Here is a 20,680-nt window from a genome sequence, read left to right as displayed (position 1 = left end):
TCGTGAGTGATTAAGAAACGGCCCCTGGCAGACAGGGGCCGTTTTGACTTTTTTAAAAACGTCGTTAAGACGATGTTGCTTAGTGATTGTATGAGGCATTTAACATGATACCTGTGGTCGCGCTTGTCGGGCGCCCTAACGTTGGAAAATCCACGCTCTTTAACCGCCTGACGCGCACTCGTGATGCGCTGGTTGCGGATTTCCCGGGGCTGACTCGTGACCGTAAGTACGGTCGGGCCGAAGTCGAAGGCCGCGAATTCATCTGTATCGATACCGGTGGTATTGATGGTACGGAAGAGGGCGTGGAAACCCGGATGGCGGAGCAGTCGCTGCTGGCAATCGAAGAGGCCGATGTGGTGCTGTTTATGGTCGATGCGCGCGCGGGCCTGATGCCGGCGGACATCGCGATCGCTAAACACCTGCGCTCTCGTGAAAAGCCCACCTTCCTGGTGGCTAACAAAACCGACGGCATCGACGTCGACCAGGCAATGGCGGACTTCTGGTCGCTCGGCCTGGGCGATATCTATCCGATTGCCGCTTCGCACGGCCGCGGCGTGACCAGCCTGCTGGAGCAGGCCCTGCTGCCATGGGTCGATGAGGTTAATCCGCAGGAAGAAGTGGATGAAGACGCCGAATACTGGGCGAAATTCGAAGCCGAGCAGAATGGCGAAGCGGAAGAAGAGCCGGAAGACGACTTCAATCCGCAGGATCTGCCGATCAAGCTGGCGATTGTCGGGCGTCCTAATGTCGGTAAATCAACCCTCACCAACCGCATCCTCGGTGAAGATCGCGTGGTGGTTTACGATATGCCGGGCACCACCCGTGACAGCATTTATATCCCGATGCAGCGTGACGAGCGCGAATACGTGCTCATCGATACCGCTGGGGTGCGCAAACGCGGGAAAATCACCGACGTAGTGGAAAAGTTCTCGGTGATCAAAACGCTGCAGGCGATTGAAGACGCCAACGTCGTGCTGCTGGTGATCGATGCTCGCGAAGGGATCTCCGACCAGGACCTCTCGCTGCTGGGCTTTATCCTCAACAGCGGCCGTTCGTTGGTGATCGTCGTTAACAAGTGGGATGGCCTCAGTCAGGAAGTGAAGGAGCAGGTGAAGGAGACCCTCGACTATCGTCTGGGCTTTATCGACTTTGCCCGGGTGCACTTCATCTCCGCCCTGCACGGCAGCGGCGTCGGCAACCTGTTTGAATCGGTACGCGAAGCCTACGACAGCGCTACGCGCCGCGTAAGCACCGCGATGCTGACCCGGATCATGAACATGGCGGCGGAAGATCATCAGCCACCGCTGGTGCGTGGCCGTCGCGTGAAGCTGAAATACGCCCACGCCGGGGGCTACAACCCGCCTATCGTGGTGATCCACGGTAACCAGGTCAAGGATCTGCCGGATTCCTACAAGCGCTATCTGATGAACTACTTCCGTAAATCCCTGGACGTGATGGGCACGCCAATCCGGATCCAGTTCAAGGAAGGGGAAAACCCGTTCGCTAACAAGCGTAACACCCTGACGCCGAACCAGATGCGTAAACGTAAGCGCTTGATCAAGCATATCAAGAAAAGCAAATAAGCTATCAGGACGATTTACCCACCAGCATGAAACCCCCAAAGCCCGCAGATGTCGGGCTTTTTTGGTATCATGGGCTATCATAAAGACGCAACAAAGCGCATGATTGGCATGTACACAGAGGTGTGCCCATAATGCAAACCTGTGATTTTGGGTATGCCTCCAATCATTTTGGGTACCTTTCACTGTGTACCCAACCGGATAACAGTAAGGTTTTCAGGTGTCGGCACATGCCAAAACTCACAGACATGCAGATCCGCGCGTGGATTAAGAGCGGGGAACGATTCGAGGGGCGGGCCGATGGCGACGGCCTATATCTGAGGTTTCGAAAAGAGGATAAAACTCCTTTTTGGCGGTTTCGGTACAAGCTGGTGGGGAAAGCTCGCACCATGATGATCGGTTCTTATTCCGATTTCTCACTGGCAAAAGCCCGAGATATAGCGAAAGAGCTATCCGCACGGGTAGCGCTCGGGTATGACGTAGCCGCAGAGAAGCAGGAGCGCAAAGCTGAGGCAATAGCGAAGATTGAGGCCGAGAAGAACGCCATACACGTTTCAGAGCTCGCAGCGGAGTATTACACCCGCCAGATTGAAACCTCCTACAAACACCCGGAGCTTTTCCGTAGCAGCCTGCAGAAGAATATCGTAGCCCTGATCGGGAAGATGAAGGTAGAGGACGTTCGCCCGCGGCACATTGATAGCGTCCTGCAGGATGTTTTAGAGCGCGGATCTCCCACGGTAGCTAATGATGTACTTCGCATGCTCAAGCGCCTGTTTGATTACGCCGTGGTGCGTGGAATGATTGAGGTGAACCCAGCCATATCATTTGGCTCGAAAGACGCGGGTGGGAAAGAGCAGGGGCGCAAACGTGCGTTAAGCCGTGATGAGCTGATTATGTTCTTCAAGGCGCTACGCCGCGGGCGCGGAATCAGCAGAGAGAATGAGCTGACGTTCAAGATTATTCTGGCGCTTGGGGTGCGCAAAATGGAACTCTGTGCCGCCGAATGGTCGGAGTTCGACCTTGATAACGAGGTGTGGCATCTCCCGGGCTCGCGGGCAAAGAATGGTGATGACATCGATATCCCGCTGCCGACGCCAGTGATCGAATGGATTAAAGAGATTCGGCTTTTCGCTGGCGACAGCCGTTGGTTAATTCCCGCTAGACGGGCAAGGACTACAGCTCACGTTAGCCGGGCCACGTTGAATATGGTTATGCCATCTGTGTTGAAAGAAATGGCTGACGTTGAGCCGTTCAGTATCCACGACCTGCGGCGCACCATGCGCACCCAGATGGCCGCGATAGGCATTGACCCGGTGATAGCCGAGCGTTGCCTTAACCACAAAATACCCGGGATAGAGGGCATCTATAACAGGCATCAATACTTTGACGAACGCAAAGCTGCGCTGGCGCAATGGGCCAATTTGCTAGTGGCTCTGGAGTGCGGAGAAGATTACAACGTGACGCCTATCATACAACTCAAATAACAGGTATTAACGAGTCTAAATGAATGAGGCGTTAGCATATCTCATCACTTGGCTCACTTAGCAATCAAATATTGTGTTAGAGGTAATGCTATGGCTCTGCCGGAAAGAAAATATTACACCTTGCAAAAGGCTGGAATCGAATTGGGGTGTGAGGTAGATGATTTAATTCATTATGCTGCGATAGGGTTACTTCAACTTTGCGTGAAGTTTCCTGAAAATGGATTTTGCTGTTTTATCTTAAACGAAGAAACAGGTGAAGAGGAAGAGGTGTCTTCTCCTGGTTTAAATATTTTAAGTGAATATGATTTTGAATGTGAAAGTAATGTTGCTACTGCGTTCGATTATGTTCAAGGTGTTTATTTATCAGACTATATAAGAGTTGTTGAATCTTTTAACAAAAAAACAGATAGGAAGGTGGATCACAAGCTTGAGGGTTTTTTAGCTTTGAAACAAAGGGATATTTATGAAAATGAAATTGAATTATTGATTTCTGAAGACGCTGTTATAAGTGTTTTTGAGTTTGAGGTTCCTCGTTCCAAAGTGTTTGAAAAAACTGAAGGTTATATTTTGATGGGATTTGAGGTTCGTGATTATGAATCGGTTGATTTAAAATTGACTGATCTACTCATAACTAAGGATGAAATTGAACTCCTTAAGTCTGGTGGAAAAAAACTAGAGACGAATACAGGCATTAATGGGGTTTATAATTATGAGGAAAGCTTCAATCAAGAAGAAATAATCGAGCATAAGGTTAATGCTAATAAAATAGGCGATTTTATTAGTGTGTTGATACGTTCTGTACCAGAGCTAGGAGATAAGGTTATGAGAACTAGTGTCCATGACAGGCATAAACGCATTGTTGATTTTTTCGACAAAAAACATGCGAAAGGTGAATTCATTGATGTCGCACCGCCGTCTTCGGCTACTCTTGAAAAGTATTTCAAAATTTAGAACAAATTACTTCAAATTTGGAACAGAGACGCGTTCATTTGATTTTTAATGCCCATAACTTCAAGAGCTATCACAGGAGTTATGGGACTAATGAGAGCAAGTAATAAACAACCATCTACCATTCCAACCACTGGATACATTCGCCGTTTCCGTTTACCAGAGCTTCTTGGCGTATCTATGCCTACCATTGATCGCTGGGTTAAAAATGGCACACTCCCACGTCCGATTAAGCTCACAGAAAATGTTACCGCATTCGATGCTGTTGAAATTAACAACTGGCTAACTGAACGTCGCGGGAAGGTGGCCTGATGCAAAAAGAAAACCGCCCTTTACAGGCGGCTAACATAGATCATCGCGGATCTGATGTTACGCCACCAGCCAACACCGTTCAAGCCTCAAGACGCACTCCGAAGAAACACCGTGCTCGCACCTACATGCTGCGCTGCGGGACCGGTGGGTGGACAGAGAATGATATCCTGCGCCATTGCCACCTGTCGTCTGGCCGTAATTATGCCAGCGAGTTAGAGCGCCGCCTTGATATCCTCCTTGAGCGCACGGACGAAAAGAATCCCGACGGTATCGGCTCACACCTCCGGTACCGTTTTACCGGGCGCGGTGACGTTCTAAAAGTTATTCAACTGGTAAACAGCAATGCTGCCGCTGGTGGTTATTACGGCCTTTCTGAGCAGGATATCACCGACATTCTGAATCTCTACCCGGACAACCTCACCGCCGCATAACGGAGCCGACAAAATGAAAATCGAAAAAAGCAGATTCAATTCTGAGGCCTCCACTCAGCCTGTAGCCAGCCAGAAAGAGATATTCAAAGCCGAAGAGAGCGATATTTCAGTTATTAAATTTGAGGGGTATACCGTGCGCATTGTGAATGTTTACGGTGAGCCGTGGTTTGTTGTCTCAGACGTCTGCCTGGCGCTGGAGATCAGCAATCCAACCAGTGCCGTTTCCTCTCTGGATTGTGACGAGGTAATGACCCTAACTTTAACTGAGGGTCATTCGGGTAAGCGCGGCGGGGCGCGTAGCTGGAATATGGCCGCAGAATCTGGCTTCTATAAACTGATTGCCCGTAGCCGTAAAGCATCCACGCCCGGTACGTTCGCCCATCGCTTCAGTAATTGGGTATTCCGCGACGTTATCCCGTCCATCCGCAAAACCGGCTCCTACGGAGTGCCGTTCGCCTTCCTGAATGACCATACCCGGCGCAAAGAGCTGTACACGAAGAAGGCCAGTAAGCGCGGTAAAGACCTGCAGTCGTGCAAAGGCGAGAAGGCCCGCCTTGCTGCTGAAGAAATCGAGCTTTGGCGCAAGTATCAGCCGGATCTGCTGGAGGTTCATTAATGGTTAAGCCCACCAGCACACCGTTACCAAATCACTCCTACCGCGACGCTCACGGCCAGATGGTGAACGTGACCGCTGTAGCGCATAACCGCGTGACGTTCTACCGCAAGGGCTACCAATTCCCTTGCGTGCAGCCCATTGAGCGTTTCATGAAGGAGTTCTCGGAGGTAAAGCAATGATTTTCACCGTCCAGGGTAAAAATCTCTCTTTGGCTGGCCTGATGAATGCAAAAGCTAAAGCTTTGCTGGTGGTGTGTCACCGCGTGAACCTGTCAAAACCTGTCACATTGCGGGCCACTGATAGTGGCGTACAAAATGCCTGGCGGAGTTTCGAGACAATTACGCGCGATGGACATCACACCTGCAGTAATGTGTTTTCGGAGTCCGTAAAAAAGGACTTGATGTTCTACATCATCCCGGTCTATGGTTATAACGCACCAGCAAAATCTGGTGCCGGGATTGGCGTCCTGGGAAAGTACAAGGCGACACATGACGCGCCTAGCGTCTTTTTTTGTGTCCTCACATTCGCTCACCCTTTTTTCAGCGCTGCGGTTATAATCCGTGCCGCTTGCAGAGTTATGGTGAGTTGGATGGGGGCGGAGAAATCCGCGCCGGTTACCTTGTACGCCGGTTACGCCAACCCTGTTCAGCTCACCACCAGTGAAATTGGCGTTTCCGGTGGTGGGATTAATCCCCAGTACAAGGAGGCTGCCATTGTGGCTACTACCCCTACCCAAAATCCGCAGTTTATCTGGATTATCGCCGCTGTTCGCCGCGATATAACGACAATTAAAGCCCAAATTCACCATATCACCGCACCGTCTGAACGTGACGCCCGCCGTTCACTGGCTCGCGATCATGTCTGCTTTTTCGCCGGCCGCATCCGTCTGGAGGTGGCTCATGCGTAGTTATTTCCGCATAAGCGGCTATGCCGTCAATAAGCGCGGTTTAACCGTTGGCATCGGCTATCAACTCACATCCAGCGACACTAAAACAGCAATGGCCCACGCAGTGCTTCAGGCGCAGCGTGAAGGTCTCTGCCACGTTCGCATTACACGCGTACAGGAGGTGGCAGCATGAGCCTGTATAACGATTTAGTTCGCCACGAATTCGGCAAAGGCGCCACCGTTGATGAGCTGGAAGGCATTCAGAACCGCATGGATGAGGCTGTGAGTGATTTGTTGCTCGGCATTAGTGCCATTGGAAGCCTGATGTTCTGGGCCACGGATAATGACAACTATACCGAGGAGACCGCAAAGGGAGACATGCGCAAAATAGGCGCAATGCTGGGTACGGTTGGTGAGGTGGTGCTGGCGCTGAACGATACCGTATCGAATGCGGGTGTGTGTCGTTCTGACTGCGTCAAAGAATCAAAAATGAGGGCGGGAAAATGAATATAAACGCTATATACCGCCATCCTGCTGAACTTGAGGCCGAGGCGATGCTATCCCGTGAGCAACCGTATCCGGAAGATTTTACGCTGGCAGAGCGTACCGCAGAACGTATGGCCCGCGCTCGCAATGGGTTGGTTCATGTAATGACCGATTTATCACCATACCTCGACGTTGAGCAAGCAGTCATTGTGCATTGCTGGCTGGATAAAGTCCTGGCGATTGTCGATATGGCCAGAATTGATGCGGAGGTCAGGGTATGAGCGATATGCAGCTTATTGATGCCCAATGTCGTGTTGAACAAGCACAGGCACTGCTCTCAATATGGTTAGAGGGCACGAAAGCATCTGAACGGGATATGCAGTTAATTTGTGCTCTGATCTCGTTACTCCAGGATGTACCAGAAACGATTAAAACGGCGGATGAAGAACTTGCTGATTACGTCTTGCGTGCACATCGGGAGAAGCGTCAATGAAACTGGCACCTAACCTGAAACATTTGCCAAAAGAAAAATTTACTGAAGCAGTTATTTTTGCTGGAACCGATGCGTATGCACATGCAAAAGGGTGGGAAGAGGGCATGGGTAAACAAGTCGCTGAGGACAGAACACCTCCCATTTATCTTGGACCGAAGCAGCTGGCGGAACTGGAGAACCTGCAAATTATTGATAAAGGGCGTCGCAGTGCTCGTGTTTATCTGGCTGGAAGCATTGAGCCAATAATGATTAATGCCATTGGGGAAAAACTTGCACAGGCAGGTGTACTGGAAGCGAAATTATATAAGGGAATTCCTGACCAAAAACCGGAAAACTGGAGGCAATATCTGGCCAGGCTCAGAGAACAGGGCGAGCACACAACGACATCAATTCTGAAAGCCAATAAATCTGCGAATAGTGACAACCTGAAGCCACATGTTGAAAGCCGAGCTGACGGTATTTTTTGGGTTGAACCCAAATCAGACAAAGATACCGGGGAAATAACTACCCGTGAAAGCTGGCTGTGTTCTGCTCTGGAGGTCATAGGCACTGGCATAGATGACAGTAAAACCCGGTATCTGATCCTGCGCTGGCGCCCATTCGGTTCGAATGGGGATACTGTCCAGGCAATACCATTTGCTGATATTGGTGAACGCGAAGGCTGGCGAACGCTTAAGGCTGGTGGGTTGAACGTCACAACCAAAAGTGGTCTACGTGCAACGTTGGCCGACTGGCTGCAGAGCTGTGCCAATGGTGAGGTATGGCGCATTGCGCATGCTACGGGCTGGCAGTGTGGCGCCTACATCATGCCGGATGGCGAGATCATTGGTACTCCAGATCAACCGGTGCTGTTTAACGGACGAAGTTCTGCCGCATCCGGTTATACCACCAGCGGTACTGTTGAGAGCTGGCGAGAGAGCGTTGGACGTCTGGCCTTTGGCAACTACTCGATGATGACTGGCGTGGCCGCAGCGCTGTCAGCTCCTTTGATTGGCCTTGCCGGCGCTGATGGTTTTGGTATCCATCTCTATGAGCAGTCGAGCGCCGGTAAGACCACCACTGCCAATGTGGCATCCAGTCTCTACGGCAATCCTGATGTATTGCGCCTTACCTGGTACGGTACCGCGCTGGGGCTGGCGAATGAAGCTGCCGCACACAACGACGCGCTGATGCCGCTAGACGAAATCGGGCAGGGCGCTGATCCGGTGGAGGTCTACAAATCTGCCTACGCGCTATTTAATGGTACGGGTAAGCTGCAGGGCGCGAAGGAGGGGGGAACCGTGATCTGAAGCGCTGGCGTACTGTGGCCATCAGTACCGGTGAGATGGATCTGGAAACCTTCATTGCGAGCGCCGGTCGCAAGGCTAAAGCAGGCCAGCTGGTTCGCCTGCTGAATATCCCGATGCGCCGGGCTGTTCGTTTCCATGAGCATGCCAACGGCAAACACCATGCCGATGCCCTCAAAGATGCATACCAGCATCACCATGGAGTGGCTGGGCGTGAGTGGGTGAAATGGCTGGCTGACCACCAGCAAGAGGCGGTGAACGCCGTCAGAGCAGCGGAAGAGCGCTGGCGTAGTCTGATCCCGTCGGATTACGGGGAGCAGGTCCATCGTGTTGGCGCCCGGTTTGCCATTCTGGAAGCCGCACTATTGTTAGGTAATGTGATCACCGGCTGGGATGAGCAGACGTGTCGGGATGCTATTCAGTACAGCTATAACGCCTGGCTGCGTGAATTCGGTACCGGCAACAAAGAGCATCAGCAAATTATTGAGCAGACAGAGGCATTCCTGAACGCTTACGGCATGAGCCGCTTTGCACCGTTCCCGTATGACCCGACCAGTCTCCCCATCTCCAACATGGCGGGATACCGGCAGAAGGGCGGTCATGAGACTGACCCGATGGTGTTCTACACCTTCCCGGCAGCCTTCGAAGGGGAGATCGCCCGCGGCTTTAACACTCGTCAGTTTGCGGAGGTATTGAAGAAAGCTGGCATGCTGACACCGCCGACTTCAGGCCGGGGGTTTCAGAGAAAGTCACCACGCATTGATGGGCGACAGATTCGGGTTTATGTCCTGCAGTATCTGCCGGACGATGGCCAGCCAGAGTAAAAGCACTCTTTCATGTGTGTAGATTAAGTGTTGGTTCAGTTGGTTCAGTTGCCTCAGTAGTTATATATATCTGTTTAATAAGGTTTCATGTTTAAAAAATGAACCAACATTGAGGCAACAAACTACCAGTTTGAACCAACACTGAATCAGGTACAGGGTATCAGAAGAGAGGATCACTGCGATGACAGCTCAAATTTCAGCGTATGGCCGGCTGGTGGCCGACCCGCAGACCAGAACAACGGGAAAAGGTACGAACATGACAATGGCCCGCCTGGCGGTAGCTCTGCCCTGTAATGCGGCAGATAACGGAGAGGCTACTTTCTGGTTGGGCGTGATTGCCTTTGGTAAGCAGGCTGACGCGCTGGCCAAACACCATAAAGGCGACCTTGTCAGCGTGGCGGGCAATATGCAGCTCAATCAGTGGACTGGTCAGGATGGTGGTATGCAGCAAGGTTATCAGGTTATTGCGGACAGTGTACTCAGCGCCAGAGCGGTCCGCCCAGGCGGTAAAGTAGGTCAACAAGGACAGGCTACTGATGCCCTGCGCCGGGCCCAGGAGCAGCAACCGCCCGCGAACGGGTATGAAGGATACGACCAGACACCTCCGTATGACGATGATTTTTGACATGGGTATGGATCAGTAACATGCGACTGACTACAGAACAGAAGGCGGAAATCGCTCGCCTCAAACGTAGTGGTGTAGGGTATCGCACCATCGCGAATAAAATGGGACTTAAGCCCAGCACTGTGAGTAGCTTCTGCCAGCGCAGTGGATTGTTCGCTGATAATCCGGCTCACAAGGTTCTTTTCACTATCCCTGAGGCGCGCTTTTCGAACGTACCTGCGTTAACAAAGGCACTGCCGCCCCAAAAGGTCATCACTGGTCATAAGCAGACCGATGCTTATTTGTGGGTGCTGGAAGTGATTAAGCTGAATGAGCCAGCACATCTGGATGCTGCAGAGGTAGCACTTGAGAAGCTTACCATTAGCCCAAAAGACGTAGAGAAACGGTATCGTGACTGGATGGTCGCTAATGGTGCTGACATATTGCAAGCCGCTTTCGGTACCTTTTTCATGGATGATCCTCAGCACTACCTCAAGCTTGCCAGGGAGAATATCAGGAAGGCCAGCGAAGTTCGTGCTGTGTTTGGTAGTTATGAAGCTGCTATGGAACCAGTAGAAGCAGAGTTACTCATCTCACGATCTGCATTTCTGGTAGATGAGGATTTTGGGCTGACGAGGGAAGAAGTCGCCGATGGAAGTATTTCAGGTATCGAGCGATATCTGGAACTGGATGATGCTCGGAAAGATGCACATCATGGTTTCACGGATGTACTGCCTTCACCTCACACACTATCCGATGTTGTCCGCGAATTTGATTACTGGACGTGGCTTTATTGGATACGCGATGCTGCTGGGCGAGAGTTAGGTCACCAGTATTCTGAAGGGCTGAGTCAGGAGGTCTATGATCGAGAGGACTGGCTTGATACCCAACTTGCTACGATCAGTCCTATCCACCAGCAGGAGGCTATTGATGTGCTGAAATGGCTACTCAAAAGTGACCGACACGAAGGGCGAGATGAGATGGATGCTATACTGATGAACCTTATTGGTAAAGACTATTACCAATAATAGATATTTGATAAGCCCGCGAATATTCGCGGGTTTGAATTTTGCAATGTTTATTTTTTTATCTCTTTAATAAACTTGATTTGTAGGTTTCTCAGTAGCTCGTTTGTCCTGATTGTTGCTACACCAAACTTATCACATATATCGGGGATTTTCGGTTTGAAACTCCCGTTCCCAGCTCTCACTTCATGGGTAACGAGTGTAGCAGAAAGAGTTTTTGCTTTTGCAATGAGCCAAGGATCCGCTACGCTTAAGAATGATGCAATATTAGGGTTGTTAGGCTTTCTTGAAGAATACTCTTTCTGAACGTAGTTTGCTATGGCAGCAAAATTTTTCTGTGTATTCTCATCATCAACACTATCGAAATAATGCTTGCGATCTCTAAGCCAATCGAATATGACATCATCTTTATTAGCAATCTCATCGTATACATTGCGTATGCTAATGAGTTCACCGGAATGAAATCGTTCAGAAAGGAAATCCCAAAAACCAGGACAGATATCAAAGCAGTAGTAAGTGTTCTGCGCTTCGATAAATATGTTTGAGTCGATGATGTATGTCAAAGCCCTAGTTCCTTCTGCGCAAATTCATTTAATTTACTGGGTCTGATGCCAGTTAGCCTTTGGGCTTCACGAAGAAGTAATTTACCTTCAAGAGCTTGTGTGACAACAGCTTTTGCGAATGTTTCACTGACCCTACCTTTTTGTGTTCTCGGATAGCTACCCCCACCACCGGGAGTCTTATCGTTAATCCTTCTTACATAAGACAAATATTCATCATCTCTGATATAGCCAAGAGACAAAGCTCTCCTTGCAACTACCCAGCGACTAACTTTGAAAATATTTATTAAATGAGGAATGTTCTCCTCCCAGTCTTCTGTACGAACCCATTGCTCTTTGAAAATAGACTCAGGAACTAAATACTCTGCTGCTACAGCATTACAAAGAACTTCTTCACTAGACTTAGCTTGATATGCCAGATCACTGATAGCAGATTCACCGATCATCAAATGAGATAATTCGTGAATTAGGGTGAATAGTTGGGCGGATTTTGCATCATTATTGTTAATGAATATCACCGGAGCTCGTTTATCTGCTATGCAGAACCCGCGAAAATCATCAACACTAATAGGCCTATGAGTGTTGTTTTTTACAACACCATTTTTCATAACTAAGATGCCATTCCTTTCAACTTCTTTTATTAAAGTTGAAAAAAAGTCCTCCCATTTTCCTGAACGAGGTGGGATCGTGACCCTAAGCTTATGTCTCAGTTCGTTAACAAGCGTGGTATATGCTGTGTTTTTATTGTACTTTCCTACTAGTTCGACAGTATCCAGCCCACTCTCAATAGAGTATTCCTTGTACCAGTCAATTTTAATCATTACATCGCTAAGGGTATCCCTTAACTCAGCAGAGACATCAATGTCTCTGCTGCCTACCGTCCGACGGTCTGGTATTGGCAGTGTTTCAACGGTTGGCTCATCCAGATAAAGACATCCAAAAGGGGTGTGAGTCAAATCGGCAAATTTTTGTGCTTCGTTAAAAGTGATGGGGCGTGTTCCATTCTCCCATCTCTCGATGAGCTCAGGATCTTTTTTCATTTTTAATGCTATATAACTAGTTGAAAGATTGGCTCTTTCTCTAGCCCATGTCAGCATTTTTGTATTTATAAACGCCTGCGCCATGCTTCACCAATTTCTATTAACATCCATTAACCGCAATTCATTCTGGTTCAATAGCAAAGTAGCGTCAACTTGGCTCAATCTCAAAATGACCAAATTTTCTCATCTTTTGTAAGACACATAAACGCACCTAGCCAGCCAAATCACTATGCATACCAGCCCCATCAGTCAGATGAAACTCCTCACTAAGATTAAGATCCTGGATTGGCATAACCACTCAGAATGAACCACGCCAGAAACACGACGGCAACGATAAACACGATCACCGGGAAGGCAATGCCTATCCTCATAGATCCTCCTTGAATCGATTAATTTAAAGCAGGATTCCAGCACCATAACTCTCATAGCGAGTACCACATAGCAATGCAGAGAACCACGATTTTGAGCTGGCGCAGAAGAACAGTCAGAGCTATGCGTACGGGGTATGCAGATGATATAGCTCAATATTAGATCGGAATCAGGAGTGGCGATACCTGTGTATTTATCAGGGGTACGTGTTAACGCCGTGCTACATCGACACGGTGATCCATTCGTTTCTACCTACTACAGGAATTGGCGGTGATTTTTTGCTGCTTCGATTGATGTTAGGATAAATCCGAGGTGACATAATGAGATTAGGGATATGAAAAAGACACTTTTAGCATGCGTTATTGCCACTAGCCTCTTGGCTGGGTGTGGGCCAAAGGATTTAACCCCTGAGCAGAAGCAGGAAGTTGCAAGTCTCCGTAGCGAACTAGCTAAGGCTGAACAAGAAATTGTCGAGGCTAAATCACAGCAGGGGCAGTATACTGGGGGGTTAATTAGAAATCTTATAACAGCCAGGCTTGAAGTCTTAGGGACTAATAAAGCCCTTTTGGAGCAGCGTATTAACGCGATTGAGTCGGGGGCTAAGATTGAGATATCTGTTAGCGGTGTTAAACCAAATCCTGAAGCAGCGGCGGCATTAAAAACTGAAATTGAAACTCTTGATACACAGATTGCCGATGCTAAGAAAGATGCAAGTCAGTACAGTGGTGGTCTGCTACAGGCACTGAAACTATCTGCTATTGCGACGCAGGAGCAAACAAGGGCGATGCTTCAACAGAGATACCTTTCGGCAACGTATGGGTTAGCTGAAGTGAAAGTACCTAATGAGCAAGCAAACGAAGCAATCACAGAAAAACAAGCAGACAAAGCAGAACCCCATTCCACCAGAACGCCGTTACTTCCACCAGGTGAAGGACCATTCGGTTTAGAGGCCGGTTTGTCTAAGAAAAATATTGAAGACATGATTGGTGAAGAGCTTGAGCCAATGGCGAATAATGTCAATCTTTATACGGCTAACTCTTTACCCAAAATGAATGCTGGCTTTGATGCGTATGGGCTGTTGATATCTCCAACAGTAGGGCTATGCCAAATAAGAGCTCTTGGGAAAGATATTGATACAGATAGTTATGGCTTTACTATCAAGTCAAGATTTAAAGAGCTCATGGAGTCACTATCTTCTATCTATGGAAAGGCCAAGGAAAATGATTTCCTTCTGGCCGGTTCAATATGGAAAGACCCCAGAGACTGGATGATGGGATTGTATAAGCATGAAAGATATTTGTCAGCTGAGTGGAAAGGAACTGCAGAGGCTCCACTAAAAAGTAAATTAACTTCCGTATCGATCGAAGCTAGAGCAAACAGTTCTGATAAAGGATATATCTTCCTTCAGTATAATTTCAATAACTATGATGTTTGTGAAGCTGAGGTTGAAGCAGCGAAAAAAAGCTCTCTTTGAATAACCAGAAAAATGCGAGCCCTGTTATCACAGGGCTCTGATTATGTTTTGCTAATTAGCCTGTTATGTGTTCGGTAGTTACAAAAACCCTGAAAGAAAAAGAGATATAAGGTTTGACAAAGGATTACCTGATAGCGGCCTACTTGTCAGCAATTGCTATCTGGCCAGTCACACTGGCGTTAATTGGTCTCTCTGCAGGAGCGGCATTCTATATGAGACGCAGGGGGCTGGGCGTAGTCCTCGTCGTTCTGTTCATGCTGGTGACCATTGCTGCGCGACAGTTTGAGCATCACATGTAGAATCATACCGCCCCATGAAAATGCTCATATCTTATTTATAGGCAGAAACGGTGTGTTCTGGCTATGTATGGCAGAAATGGTGTGTTCTGCCTATAAGGGCAGATAGCGCTCGAAAATGGTCGTAGAGAGCGTGCTATGGCAGGAGATGTTTAAGCGCCCACCAGCCCGCGCAGAAGATTTCGGTGGGCTTCACAAGGCAGCGAAGGAGACCCAGCACCGCATGGGAATAGCTCAGCCCAATGGGGAAGCGTTCAGGTTAAAAACAAGCCGATGAAAGTGATTGTATTGGATTAATCTTCTTCGATGTTACGATAATACTTTATTTACTTTTGGGGATAAGTTGATGTCAGTATGGAACATCATTGTTTTGATATTCGCTATTATTATCTATGTTCTTCCCGGCGTTATCGCCAGTTCAAGGGAGCATAAAAACTCAACGGCAATATGGGTGCTAAATATTGTCTTGGGCTGGAGTTTCTTGGGGTGGATAGCCGCGCTTGTATGGTCTTTCACAAGCCCAGGAGTGGTAAAGATAGAACCGCAGGCATTTGGCGTAGAATCTATAGATGCCGGTTCAGTAGATGATACTAAAAAATGCCCGTATTGCGCCGAAACAATAAAAAAAGAAGCAATATTGTGCCGATTTTGCGGAAAAGACCTACCATAAGTGTTAATCATCCAGAAATAGAACCCCGCTTCGGCGGGTTTTTTTGTACCTTTGTGTTTCACAAAACGCAATGCTTGCCATTTATGTTGCATAAACTACAATACAAATTGACTGTATAAATATCAGGGGTAAGCAGATGAACCGATCACAAATCACGGTAGCACTTTGCCGGGAGCATCTTCAGTCCATTCGTGAAATTCAGGAAGAGGAGCGCAAGCGTTCTCCGATTGGTGTAGCACCAACGGTAAACGCTATTGCCCGCGCATTGGTCGCTAAGGGCCTTGAATCCGTTAAGCGGGGTGGGTGATGGAGCAACTACAGAGACTGGCTGAAGTTATTGCCGAAACCTATATTCGCGATCTGCGCCGGGAAACTGGCTCCAACATTCTTAGCATTGACGGTGTAAGTGGCAACGTTGAAAAACACCTGCTCGCCGCGGGGCTTGTCGATAACACAATATATGCCGCTAAAGATGAATATGGCGCGACATTTGAACGAGAAGCCTATCGCATGTTAATGAATTTTATATCATTTGATGGCCCTGAATATCGCCTTACCGAACATGGTCGATTAGTCATAACTCTTCTGAACACCAACGCTCTGAAAAAAAACAAAGTAAGAACCCTACACTGAGGCGCTCATGACAACTGATTTTGGCAAATACACCATTGAGATTGAAGCCGATGCGGCCAAACTGCTGGCTGGTCAGGCGAGCGCAGATACAGCTTTAAAGCAAATTGAAAACTCAGTCAAAAAGACAGCTAACTCTGCTGACAAGCTAGATAAAAGCCTGGATAACTTGGGCGGAGGGTTTTCGCGCCTTGCTGTGGCCGTGAAAGGATACATATCAATTCAGGCGTTGATAAAGCTCCAGCAGCTTTCTGAGGAATTCACGCTACTTCAGGCGCGAGTAACGCGTTTATCCTCTAGTTCAGAGGAAGGGGCGCGGAGCTTTCAGCAGCTTGTGAGTATTGCTTCGACAACCGGGGCCAGCCTTGGGGATACCGTCAACCTCTGGCAGCAACTCACCGCCACACTGAAAACCGTAGGTGCTACTAACAGCGATGTTAACCGGCTCGTGATGACGCTGCAAAAGATTGGCACTATCGGTGGCTCATCGGCTCAGGAAATGGCTAACGCTCTCAGGCAATTTATGCAATCGGTAGCGTCAGGAAGAATTCAGGCGGAAGAGTTTAACTCGGTACTGGAACAAATGCCTGAGTTGGCTCGACAGATTGCCGACGGCATGGGAATTCCGTTTAACGAGCTTCGACAATTGATGCTGGCCGGCAAGTTAGATATTGGTGAAGTTCTTGCGGCAATTGAAAAGCGTTCTGACGAGATCAACCAGCAGTTTGAGAAGATGCCTCGCACCGTTTCACAGGCTACTAATGCCCTGGTTACTCAATTTGGCGTAGCAGTGTCAAAAATAGATGATGCTATTGGGGCTTCTCGCTATTTGGCGAAGTTATTGGACGGAGCCGCGCTCAGTATCAGCGTCGCAACCGGAAGCGCTCCAGATGCTGTGATGCTGACTCAAAAGCTTGAGCAAAATACTGAGCAACTAGCTGTCGCTGAGTCTGATTTAGCTAAGGCGAGAAAGGCGGGCTTGGGCTGGGGAGTAAAACAAACTGAGCAAACGGTTAAGAGGCTTAAGGCGGAGCGTGCCTTGATCCTAATGGCTCAGCAGGCAAGTAAAGACTCACAAAGTGTATACACGCCGTCTAAAGGGGAAAAGCCAGCCTATATCACCAATCTCGAAAAGAAAACGGCAGAGAATAACGCGAACTCCATTATCAAATCAGGTCAAACAGTAGTTGATAAGCTCACCCAGCAGCGTGAACAGCTAAGCAAAGACAAGTCCAAAGGGCTAATTGATGATAAGAAATATGCTGATGCTGCTGCTGTTCTAGATAAGCAAATTGCGGACGCCAGAAAAAAACAGGATAAAACCCCGAAGAATGCCTTTGCTCGCGGCGACGATTCAATCGACAACCTGCAGCGGCAGATTGCCGTTTTGACAATGCGCTATGACGAGAACACCAGAGAGGCCGCGCAGTTTAATGCCGTGGCCGCTCTCGGAGCTAAGGCTACCGATGCACAGAAGGAAAGAGTGCGTGAGTTGGCCGGGCAGTTATTTGACGCTCAGCAGCGACAGAAAGACCTTAATGATGCGATCAGCAATGACCCGCTCAGGAAGGAAAATAAAGCCTATTCTGACGGCAGAGATCAACTTAAACGCCAGCTCGATGGCCAGATGATTGATCAGAAGACCTATAACCAGCAATCGGAGTTGATGGAACAGCAGCATCAGGTCAACCTAGCCAAAATTCGTGCGCAGCAGGTCGTTACGCCACAGCAACAGGCAGCCGGCGAGGTAGATCCAGTACAGCGCCTCGCTAACCAGCATGCTCAGGAACTTGCGCTTATTCAGCAGTTTGAACAGCAAAAGACAATCACTGAACAGGAAGCTTTAGCTCTCAGGAACGCTGCAAACAATACCTATGAAAAACAGCGAATTGAGGCTCAATGGGAGATATTCCGCAACCAAAGCACAACTAACGAACTTATGGCGGCGGCAGTTGATGGTTTTGCCAGCCAGGCCGCCAGTTCGATGACGGGATTAATCAACGGTACGCAAAGCGCCACAGAGGCTTTCAAGAATCTGGGGAACGCCATTCTTAATAGCGTCATTCAGGCTCTGGTTGAAGTTGGTATTCAATACCTGAAAAATGCTGCGATGGCGATGATAGCCGATAAGATGACATCTAACTCATCGCAACAGGCCGGTGCGCAAACTGCTGCCGCGTGGGCTCCTGCCGCAGCCGCAGCTTCTATCGCCACATTCGGTGGGGCTGCCATTGCCGGTATTGCCGGCATGGTAGCTGCGTTCGCCATCGGTGCCGCTCTGGCCGGCAAACGAAAAAATGGCGGGACGGTAGGCGCTGGTGGGGCGTATCAGGTTGGCGAAGGGAATATGCCTGAACTCCTGCAGACCAAGAACGGGTTAATTATGATTCCTGGCGACCGTGGCCGGGTGTTCAGCAATAAGGATGTTACCGGCAGTTCTCCGACGATCCAGAAGGCGTCTACAGGTAAGGAATATCTACCTGCTTCATCGGCATCATCCAGTCAATCGGGAGATAGCTCTAAACGGTCGATACAGGTAAATATCCAGCTGATAGATCAGACAACCGGCAGTCAGCACAACATCACGGGCACTGAAGCTTTCCAGCAAGGTGACGTGGTAACAGTTACTGGATTTCTCAATGACGTGGATACCGGCGGCCCAATGTCCACAGCGATCGCAGATGCGCACGGGCTTAGACGGCAGGCAAGGGGCGCCTTTTAATGTGCCCTAAGGGGGGGAGGTAAACCCTCTCCCTCATGCTTTACAGGACTGCCAGTTTAAGAGCATTTTCACCCGTCGGAAATAAGAACTTTTTTTCGTGTGAACGCAGCCAGTAAACAACCTACCCCATGAGAGTGTGACAAAAGTTGACATCGAAGGGCGATCCCGTGACTAACGACGAAAAGCGAAAACTATACCGTGCGTGGGCTGATGATATCGGCGGCGAAACACCTTTCCCGGAAGCCTGCAGGGATATGACGTGCGGAGCGACGACGAGGAAAGGGACACCGTGCAAAATGACGGCGCTCTACGCTTCTGGGCGCTGCAAGTTACACGGCGGCATGAGCACCGGCGCAAAGACGCCAGAGGGTAAGGCCCGGCAGTTAGAGGGATTCCGTCGCTGGCTGGAGAGACAGCGGCAGGCTACCAGCCAGGGTGACAATACGCAGTAAGGTTCGCGCTGATGGTACGCAGTACGCAGAAAGGTACGCAGCAGAATGGAGCTTTTTGCTGCGCGTACCTGGTAGAGATAAGAGGTGAAAAATGGGTATTAATGGCAGGGGCATGAACAACATCCGGCGCAACATGAATGCGCTGGTGAGGGACATTACTGGGCGGCGCTTACCTCGCGCAATGACAGCCGCTTTGCATGAGGCCGGACTCGTAGCCGCAATCTATACGCCAGTTGATACCAGCACGCTGATTAATTCGCAGTTTAAAGAGGTCATCACTAACGGGACGCGCATCACTGGACGCATCGGATATTCAGCAAATTACGCAATCTATGTAGCAGATCCGAATATCCCGCAGAAATTCACCCTCCCCAGGGCCAGGAAAGAGTTTTTGCAGCATGGCGTTGCTGATGCAAAACCGCAGATGGATGCTGCTTTCCTGCGGGAGTTATCAAAGCCATGATTGCGCAGAAAACGAAACCGATATATGCACAGAAACCGCTTACCCCGTGAGTGGTTAAGAATTGTTAATGTTGCGGAACTCATATTATTTCGTATTCATTTTCGGCTTTTTTTAGCGGAGATCTGAGGCAATGAGAGAGCCGACGCGGGTTTACACCTCTGCGCTACCACGGATTAACCTCCAGTTTCTGGCAGATATGCAAAGAAAGCTGGTGGATTCAAGCCCGAAAACACAGATTTTTTGTGACACCGAGAGCGGAAGGGTGTACTTCTCGATGGTCTCTGGTGGCTACAGCGCGACAATCAACGGGGTAATGCGGGTTATTGGCATCACGATCACCCGGGCAGGTTTTGGCTACCGGCGATGGTACATTTGCCCGCATTGTGGTGGCCGGGCTGCGAAATTATTCATTGGCCGGAAGGATGTAGGGTGTCGCAAGTGCTGGAGCCTTCACTATGCCAGCCAGAGTGAAGATGAGCTCGCTCGCTTACGGCGCAGCGTGTGGAAGCAGAGACATAATATTTGGGGGGGTGAGTACCCGCCCGCGGGCAGCCTGTTAAATAGCCCGCTAAAGTTTCCGAAGCCTGCCGGCATGCGATGGGAAACCTTCGAAAAAAAGCGCTCTCGGCTGCTAAAGACTGAATCAGCTTACTGGCGGTTGAAAGAACCGAGGGACGCTAAAGGGTTTGCCCGGGTGATGCGCAAAGCGGAGGCGTCAATTAGGTCATTTGAACGGGCATCCAAAAAGGCTACCCCATGAATACGGTAAGATCACGGTAAGGTAATTGTCTATCTGGTGTTTCAGCCAACAACAGAGAGCAAACTGCTAATGACAAGAATATCTGCCGTACCAGAATCACTAGTTGCTGGATTGCGCAGATGGCCAGCGTTTCCGACTCCTTTCCCTTCACCTGTTACTGAGATTGGTACTCCCAAAGGCGGCGCACTTTATCGCTATGAAGAGGTAATGGGTTTCTTCAGTAAAATGAAACTGTTGTAGCAAGTCTTAGAAATAACATCCACCAGCTG

The 20,680-nt window shown here is 49.2% G+C and carries 24 protein-coding genes and 2 pseudogenes; 23 read left to right on the top strand and 3 right to left on the bottom strand.

Annotated features, from left to right (window positions below; all coding sequences use genetic code 11):
- Window positions 1–104: 104 nt before the first annotated feature.
- From der to BHE81_RS12405, 15 genes and pseudogenes are all read left to right on the top strand, one after another.
- The gene (der, locus tag BHE81_RS12470) at window positions 105–1,583 is read left to right on the top strand and encodes a ribosome biogenesis GTPase Der (protein WP_004144309.1); all 1,479 of its coding nucleotides are present in this window, start codon (window positions 105–107) and stop codon (window positions 1,581–1,583) included.
- Window positions 1,584–1,810: 227 nt separating this feature from the next.
- A complete protein-coding gene (locus BHE81_RS12465) occupies window positions 1,811–3,064 on the top strand; it encodes a tyrosine-type recombinase/integrase (protein ID WP_038423059.1) in 1,254 nt (417 codons plus the stop codon).
- 90 nt (window positions 3,065–3,154) lie between these two features.
- Window positions 3,155–4,015: a hypothetical protein gene (locus BHE81_RS12460; RefSeq protein ID WP_032416308.1), complete on the top strand. Its 861-nt coding sequence runs from the start codon at window positions 3,155–3,157 to the stop codon at window positions 4,013–4,015.
- 90 nt (window positions 4,016–4,105) lie between these two features.
- On the top strand, window positions 4,106–4,324 hold the full coding sequence (locus tag BHE81_RS12455) for a helix-turn-helix transcriptional regulator (RefSeq protein WP_071889574.1): 219 nt from the start codon (window positions 4,106–4,108) through the stop codon (window positions 4,322–4,324).
- A complete protein-coding gene (locus BHE81_RS12450; protein WP_038423060.1) occupies window positions 4,324–4,755 on the top strand; it encodes a hypothetical protein in 432 nt (143 codons plus the stop codon). The genes BHE81_RS12455 and BHE81_RS12450 overlap by 1 nt, the downstream gene beginning before the upstream one ends.
- Window positions 4,756–4,768: 13 nt before the next feature.
- Window positions 4,769–5,371 carry a Bro-N domain-containing protein gene (locus tag BHE81_RS12445; RefSeq protein WP_038423061.1) on the top strand — a complete coding sequence of 201 codons (603 nt, stop codon included), beginning with the start codon at window positions 4,769–4,771 and terminating at the stop codon, window positions 5,369–5,371.
- A complete protein-coding gene (locus BHE81_RS12440) occupies window positions 5,371–5,550 on the top strand; it encodes a DUF4222 domain-containing protein (RefSeq protein ID WP_038423062.1) in 180 nt (59 codons plus the stop codon). The genes BHE81_RS12445 and BHE81_RS12440 overlap by 1 nt, the downstream gene beginning before the upstream one ends.
- Window positions 5,547–6,278 carry a host cell division inhibitor Icd-like protein gene (locus BHE81_RS12435; protein ID WP_190295856.1) on the top strand — a complete coding sequence of 244 codons (732 nt, stop codon included), beginning with the start codon at window positions 5,547–5,549 and terminating at the stop codon, window positions 6,276–6,278. The genes BHE81_RS12440 and BHE81_RS12435 overlap by 4 nt, the downstream gene beginning before the upstream one ends.
- Entirely contained in the window at window positions 6,271–6,450 is a 180-nt protein-coding gene (locus tag BHE81_RS28730) for a hypothetical protein (RefSeq protein WP_022064556.1), read from the top strand. The genes BHE81_RS12435 and BHE81_RS28730 overlap by 8 nt, the downstream gene beginning before the upstream one ends.
- Window positions 6,447–6,764 carry a hypothetical protein gene (locus tag BHE81_RS12430; protein ID WP_048289954.1) on the top strand — a complete coding sequence of 106 codons (318 nt, stop codon included), beginning with the start codon at window positions 6,447–6,449 and terminating at the stop codon, window positions 6,762–6,764. Before BHE81_RS28730 ends, BHE81_RS12430 begins: the two co-directional genes overlap by 4 nt.
- The gene (locus BHE81_RS12425) at window positions 6,761–7,024 is read left to right on the top strand and encodes a hypothetical protein (RefSeq protein ID WP_004202353.1); all 264 of its coding nucleotides are present in this window, start codon (window positions 6,761–6,763) and stop codon (window positions 7,022–7,024) included. Before BHE81_RS12430 ends, BHE81_RS12425 begins: the two co-directional genes overlap by 4 nt.
- On the top strand, window positions 7,021–7,236 hold the full coding sequence (locus tag BHE81_RS12420) for a hypothetical protein (RefSeq protein WP_004177030.1): 216 nt from the start codon (window positions 7,021–7,023) through the stop codon (window positions 7,234–7,236). Before BHE81_RS12425 ends, BHE81_RS12420 begins: the two co-directional genes overlap by 4 nt.
- Window positions 7,233–9,346: pseudogene (locus tag BHE81_RS12415) on the top strand (DUF927 domain-containing protein). Before BHE81_RS12420 ends, BHE81_RS12415 begins: the two are co-directional and overlap by 4 nt.
- Window positions 9,347–9,527: 181 nt before the next feature.
- Window positions 9,528–9,971, top strand: coding sequence for a single-stranded DNA-binding protein (locus tag BHE81_RS12410; protein WP_032743373.1), 444 nt, complete (start codon window positions 9,528–9,530; stop codon window positions 9,969–9,971).
- Between the two features lie 20 nt (window positions 9,972–9,991).
- Complete coding sequence (locus BHE81_RS12405) at window positions 9,992–10,978, top strand: helix-turn-helix domain-containing protein (protein WP_038423068.1); 987 nt, start codon at window positions 9,992–9,994, stop codon at window positions 10,976–10,978.
- Window positions 10,979–11,028: 50 nt separating this feature from the next.
- Here BHE81_RS12405 and BHE81_RS12400 read toward each other — a convergent pair whose 3' ends face one another.
- The 3 genes from BHE81_RS12400 to BHE81_RS12390 form a co-directional block, all read right to left on the bottom strand.
- Window positions 11,029–11,538, bottom strand: a complete 510-nt coding sequence (locus tag BHE81_RS12400) for a DUF4411 family protein (RefSeq protein ID WP_032416302.1) — start codon at window positions 11,536–11,538, stop codon at window positions 11,029–11,031.
- Window positions 11,535–12,659, bottom strand: a complete 1,125-nt coding sequence (locus BHE81_RS12395; RefSeq protein WP_032416300.1) for an XRE family transcriptional regulator — start codon at window positions 12,657–12,659, stop codon at window positions 11,535–11,537. The genes BHE81_RS12400 and BHE81_RS12395 overlap by 4 nt, the downstream gene beginning before the upstream one ends.
- Window positions 12,660–12,847: 188 nt before the next feature.
- Window positions 12,848–12,946: a YoaK family small membrane protein gene (locus tag BHE81_RS12390; RefSeq protein WP_032416298.1), complete on the bottom strand. Its 99-nt coding sequence runs from the start codon at window positions 12,944–12,946 to the stop codon at window positions 12,848–12,850.
- Between the two features lie 332 nt (window positions 12,947–13,278).
- Here BHE81_RS12390 and BHE81_RS12385 point away from each other — a divergent pair, with 332 nt between their 5' ends.
- The 8 genes and pseudogenes from BHE81_RS12385 (at window position 13,279) to BHE81_RS29130 (ending at window position 20,411) form a co-directional block, all read left to right on the top strand.
- Complete coding sequence (locus tag BHE81_RS12385; RefSeq protein ID WP_032743370.1) at window positions 13,279–14,418, top strand: hypothetical protein; 1,140 nt, start codon at window positions 13,279–13,281, stop codon at window positions 14,416–14,418.
- A 441-nt stretch (window positions 14,419–14,859) separates the two neighbouring features.
- A pseudogene (locus BHE81_RS12375) lies at window positions 14,860–14,991 on the top strand (PerC family transcriptional regulator); the annotation flags it as partial.
- A gap of 69 nt (window positions 14,992–15,060) precedes the next feature.
- Window positions 15,061–15,384, top strand: a complete 324-nt coding sequence (locus tag BHE81_RS12370; RefSeq protein ID WP_162833786.1) for a superinfection immunity protein — start codon at window positions 15,061–15,063, stop codon at window positions 15,382–15,384.
- Between the two features lie 306 nt (window positions 15,385–15,690).
- Complete coding sequence (locus BHE81_RS12365; protein WP_029497059.1) at window positions 15,691–16,017, top strand: hypothetical protein; 327 nt, start codon at window positions 15,691–15,693, stop codon at window positions 16,015–16,017.
- Between the two features lie 7 nt (window positions 16,018–16,024).
- On the top strand, window positions 16,025–18,736 hold the full coding sequence (locus BHE81_RS12360) for a tape measure protein (protein WP_149888807.1): 2,712 nt from the start codon (window positions 16,025–16,027) through the stop codon (window positions 18,734–18,736).
- Between the two features lie 254 nt (window positions 18,737–18,990).
- Window positions 18,991–19,188, top strand: a complete 198-nt coding sequence (locus BHE81_RS29025) for an HGGxSTG domain-containing protein (protein ID WP_048290035.1) — start codon at window positions 18,991–18,993, stop codon at window positions 19,186–19,188.
- A 91-nt stretch (window positions 19,189–19,279) separates the two neighbouring features.
- Window positions 19,280–19,651, top strand: coding sequence for a hypothetical protein (locus BHE81_RS12350; protein ID WP_149888806.1), 372 nt, complete (start codon window positions 19,280–19,282; stop codon window positions 19,649–19,651).
- 130 nt (window positions 19,652–19,781) lie between these two features.
- Window positions 19,782–20,411 (top strand): hypothetical protein, encoded by a 630-nt coding sequence (locus BHE81_RS29130; RefSeq protein WP_032743365.1) that lies wholly within the window; start codon window positions 19,782–19,784, stop codon window positions 20,409–20,411.
- Window positions 20,412–20,680 lie beyond the last annotated feature (269 nt).

Origin of the sequence: Klebsiella sp. AqSCr (assembly GCF_008452795.1) — a bacterium.
Classification (GTDB): domain Bacteria; phylum Pseudomonadota; class Gammaproteobacteria; order Enterobacterales; family Enterobacteriaceae; genus Klebsiella; species Klebsiella pneumoniae.
Note: the sequence above shows the minus strand (reverse complement) of the source record. Positions and strands in the feature narration are given on the sequence as shown.